We start from the raw sequence: 3964 nt of genomic DNA, 5'->3' as shown, positions 1-3964 counted from the left end.
GGCCTCGACGCGACCAACGACTTCTCCTCGCCCGACGGCCTGTGGTTCGGGTTGCCGAGCAACGCGTCGGGCACCGTCACCCCGGTGATGTGGATCGAAACCGATGACGGCGCCTATACCGACGTCACCAACTGCATGCTGCTCGCGTGCATTCCGGGCAGTGTCGGCGACGGCGGCACCCGCGTGGTAAACAACACCCTCACCACCGCCGCCAACGTCACCACCACCAGCACGGTGACGACCCGCATCGGCAAGGCACCCGGCGCCACGCTGCGTCGCTTCCTGGTCGGTCCCAAGGAATGCGAGATCACGGGCATCCATTCGACCCCGGACGGCCGCTCGTTGTTCGTCAACGTCCAGCATCCGGGCGAGAATGGCGGCCCGACCAACATCACCAGCAGTTGGCCGGCGAATCAGGGCGGCGCAGTGGCCGCGCCTTCCCGTCCGCGTTCGTCGACGATCGTGATCACCAAGAACGACGGGGGCGTCGTGGGCCTATAGCCGCGTGCAGGCGAGGACCTGCCACCGCACCGTCTGACGGACGGTGCGGACGCGCCAATCGACGCCCGTAGCGTCGAGAAAGCGGTGGTGGATGCCCTCTGCGGGCTGGACGAAGTCGTAGAAGGTGATGCGATGGTGGGCGAGTACCAACGTCCGGCCCGGGCGAAGGAGTTCAGCCGATTGACGGGCAAGCGGCTGCATCGCGCGGATCGGATCGAGATAGTAGAGCAGTTCGGCGATGACGATCGCGTCGTAGTCGTCCCGCGGTGGCATCGCCGGTACGGCCAGCCGGCTCGCACACGCTCGTGGTGCGTACCGGTCGATCGCGTGGGCGACCAATGCGGTTCCTTCGGCCGTCGCTTCGGTCGCATCCAGGCGCAACGCCCGCGCGGCGAGCGAGCGGCTGTTTGAGCCGTTACCGGCACCCATTTCCAAGACGCGCCCGATCGGCCCCGGACCCAAACCGTGGAGGATCGCAGCACGCTTCAGCGCCTCGTCCGGATCGGTCCAGGTGTGCCACGGATCGTTATCGCCAGCGAACTTGGCTGCAAAACCGTCAAGGTCAATGGGCCTCATGACCCCACCTGAAAATCTTCGGTCGGCCGTACGAACGCTGCGAGATGTCGCGCAGTGATGGTCATCCCCGTTGGAGAGTCAGTGATCAGGCCGGACTGCGTGCGGTACGAGCAGACCACGCGGCGTTTCATCGCACGGGTGCGGATATCGAGCGGAATACGCACGCGGCCTGCTCTGGACTTCATTGCCGGCCAAACGCGGTAGCCAAGATACACTCCCGGGCACCGGTGGAACGCCGACGCCACTGCCCGGTGATCCGCATGAGCATCGTCGTTCACGGGACCGACCAGCAGGTCCGGCTTTGGCATGCGCAACAACTCCCTGCGCAGGCGGCGACGGGTTATCGGAGCGTCCAGCGTGCCGTCCGGCAGGTCGAGAAAGCGGATGCACGATGGCGAAATATCCAGCGATCGCATCGCGCGTCGCGTCTCGCGGCGTCGCTCGGCGACCAGTCGCGACGGCGGCCATGTCCGGCTGCCCGGGTGCGACGCGGCACCGTCCGACACCACGATGACCCATAGCCGCGTGCGACGCCTCCGCAGCAGGTCCATCAATCCCCATGCCCCAATCGCCTCGTCATCTGCGTGCGGCGCAACGATCAGGGCACGGCGGATCGACATCGGCAGGCACCTCATAGCGCCGCTGCGAGCACGCCATCCAGCACAGCCTTGCCGGCTAATAGCCGCTGCGCGTCCGGCCCGGGCTGGCGCAGATAGGTGTCGAGGTCGCGCATCGTCGCAGACAGCGGATGATCGTCGAACATTGCCTGCAACCGACCGCCGCCGACGCGAGCGACAACGCAGCCTCGCCCGCTGAATAGACCGCATTGCGCGAGGCGGCGACCCGGGCGACGGTACCGGGGACGTCGGTGTTCGACCAGCCGAGCGCCGCCCCACGAACCGCATCCGCCGCCGCCTGGGCGTGGCGATGAAGATCGGCCAGACGCACGCGTTGCAACGGATCGTCGCCGCGCTTGGCCCCGACCAGATGGTCGCGGACCAGATCGGCAAGCGCAGCGATGCCGCCAGCCTGCACCGCCGCGAAGCGTATGGCGCCGCCACCGAAGTGAGGCTCACGCACATAGTCCCCGGGCGCGCCGATCATCGCCCCCTCCGCGATCGGCTGGTCCGCCCACCGCGCCATGTGGGTTTCCGATCGCTTCATCCCGGTGACGCGCCACCAGGAGCGGTCCAGCGTCGGCCGCACCAGATCGAGGTCCAGGAGGATTAGCTGCCGGCGCCCCTCCACGTCGACCGAGATCAGGGCGTCGGTGACCAGGCCCGCCCCCGACGCGAAGGCCTTGCCGCCCGAAAGCAACCCGGCGGCCAGCAGCGTCGGATCATCCAGCTGGTCGGCATTCCACACGCCGAACAGACGCCCGCCGCGTGCGGCCTCTGCGGCGCACTCAGCCTGTGCGGGCGAGCCGTAGCGGTGCACGATCTGCAGCGCGTCGACATGGCCTTCCAGCAACCTGCCCATTGGCAGGTCACGCCGGCCGACGTCGTAGAGAAGCTGCAACAGCACCAGCAGCGCCGCGGGCGATTGCGGGTCGCCGAAGCTCGCGATCGCCGCCAACGGGCGCAACACCTCGGCACGGGTCAGTGGCGCCCTCATGCGGCACCTTCCAGCATGTCGGCGTCGAACGCGGTCAACACGATCTCGGCATGCGGCAAGGATATCTGACGCATGCCGCCCGGGGGTGCGCCGACGATGCACGCCGCAAAGGCATCGGCATTGCGCGCCTGTCCCGCGATGCGTTCGACATCGCTCCGGCTCAGGCCCAGCAGCTCGGCGAGCAGCCGGAACTCGCCCGCCGCGAAACTCGCGCGTGCTCGTGCGTGCAGGTGATAGCGCCACGCTTCGTCATCCGGGTGCGACACCGGCGCGGCAACACGCGCAGCGTCGTGATCCGCAAGCATGGCCGCGAACCCGCCCTCCACACGTCCCTGCCGCCGCCCCGACGTCCGCACGACCACCCGCGCGTCGCGCCGCAGCCTATACCCCTCACGCCACGCCCGATCCGCGAAATCGGCATCCTCTCCACGCGAAAGCGGGAGAAATCCGTCGAGGCTGCGATAGGCGTTTGCGCGAACCGCAAGGCTGGTCGCGCTGGTCCAGTGATGGGTCGCGTCGTCCTCCCATGCCACCGGATCGATGCGACGGCGGTAACGATGGAGCCGGTCGTAATAGGCGGCCAGTCGCTCGTGCAGCGATCCGGCGGCGGCGCTCGCAATGACGATCTTGCCCGCGACCAGATCGGCTCCCTCGAGCGCGGCGCAATTCGCTGCCACCCAGTCCACCGCCGGCTCGCTGTCGGCGTCGGTGCTGAGTATCACGGCCGGCGACAACGACAGGGCAAGCGCGCCGGCAGCCGCCCGCGCCCGTCCGACGTTGGGCGGCGCGACACCCGCACTGCACCCGATCTCGATCCTGTAGGGCAATGTCGGCGCGATCCCCCGGACGATCGCGTGACTGTCATCGGTGCAGCTGTCGAAATACAGGGCCACGCCGAAGGAGGGAGCCTCGCACTGACGGGACAGCGCGCGGAGTAGCAGGGGAAGATGAGCGGCTTCGTTTCGAACGGGTACGGCGATCGCGCACGCTGGCGCCTTGGTCAGTCTCGTCAATCGCAACCCGATCGATTCCAGTCGTGGCTCACCGACGTCTCCAGCTCATGATCTATGTTAACGATCGGCTGAAGCGTTTGGTTTTTCGGGCCTGTGCAACCATGGGTTGAAGCCGCAAGGGTAGCGGCGGTGTGTCTGAACCAGCCCGGGGCGGAAGCTGACGGTACTGCATCAACGCTGTGGCGGCTGGATGATCCGGAACTCGCCCGTGACGTGCATCATGCTCATCAAGTAGAGCATGCCGTCGAAGTAGCGCTGTT

Annotated in this window: 5 protein-coding genes; 1 reads left to right on the top strand and 4 read right to left on the bottom strand. The window is 67.5% G+C overall.

Annotated elements, in window-relative coordinates:
- Positions 1-501 (top strand): alkaline phosphatase PhoX (locus VF643_RS07770; RefSeq protein ID WP_331042812.1); only part of this gene is annotated, 501 nt, incomplete at its 5' end.
- On the opposite strand, the gene VF643_RS07765 is transcribed toward VF643_RS07770, so the two are convergent.
- Genes VF643_RS07765 through VF643_RS07750 form a run of 4 tightly spaced genes read right to left on the bottom strand, consistent with a single transcriptional unit; the run spans position 496 to position 3584 of the window.
- On the bottom strand, positions 496-1077 hold the full coding sequence (locus VF643_RS07765) for a class I SAM-dependent methyltransferase (RefSeq protein ID WP_331042811.1): 582 nt from the start codon (positions 1075-1077) through the stop codon (positions 496-498). The two genes, VF643_RS07770 and VF643_RS07765, sit on opposite strands and share 6 nt — an antisense overlap.
- A complete protein-coding gene (locus VF643_RS07760) occupies positions 1074-1697 on the bottom strand; it encodes a PIG-L deacetylase family protein (protein WP_331042810.1) in 624 nt (207 codons plus the stop codon). The genes VF643_RS07765 and VF643_RS07760 overlap by 4 nt, the downstream gene beginning before the upstream one ends.
- A gap of 55 nt (positions 1698-1752) precedes the next feature.
- The gene (locus VF643_RS07755; protein ID WP_331042809.1) at positions 1753-2691 is read right to left on the bottom strand and encodes an acyl-CoA dehydrogenase; all 939 of its coding nucleotides are present in this window, start codon (positions 2689-2691) and stop codon (positions 1753-1755) included.
- On the bottom strand, positions 2688-3584 hold the full coding sequence (locus VF643_RS07750; protein WP_414713819.1) for a glycosyl transferase family 2: 897 nt from the start codon (positions 3582-3584) through the stop codon (positions 2688-2690). The genes VF643_RS07755 and VF643_RS07750 overlap by 4 nt, the downstream gene beginning before the upstream one ends.
- Positions 3585-3964: the final 380 nt, after the last annotated feature.

Source organism: Sphingomonas sp. (genome assembly GCF_036387595.1).
In the GTDB taxonomy this organism is placed as follows: domain Bacteria; phylum Pseudomonadota; class Alphaproteobacteria; order Sphingomonadales; family Sphingomonadaceae; genus Sphingomonas.
Note: the sequence above shows the minus strand (reverse complement) of the source record. Positions and strands in the feature narration are given on the sequence as shown.

Bases quoted from the DNA above. Each gene is read 5' to 3' on its own strand.
- VF643_RS07765 (WP_331042811.1), bottom strand. From the start codon at position 1,077: ATGAGGCCCATTGACCTTGACGGTTTTGCAGCCAAGTTCGCTGGCGAT.
- VF643_RS07760 (WP_331042810.1), bottom strand. From the start codon at position 1,697: ATGTCGATCCGCCGTGCCCTGATCGTTGCGCCGCACGCAGATGACGAG.
- VF643_RS07755 (WP_331042809.1), bottom strand. From the start codon at position 2,691: ATGAGGGCGCCACTGACCCGTGCCGAGGTGTTGCGCCCGTTGGCGGCG.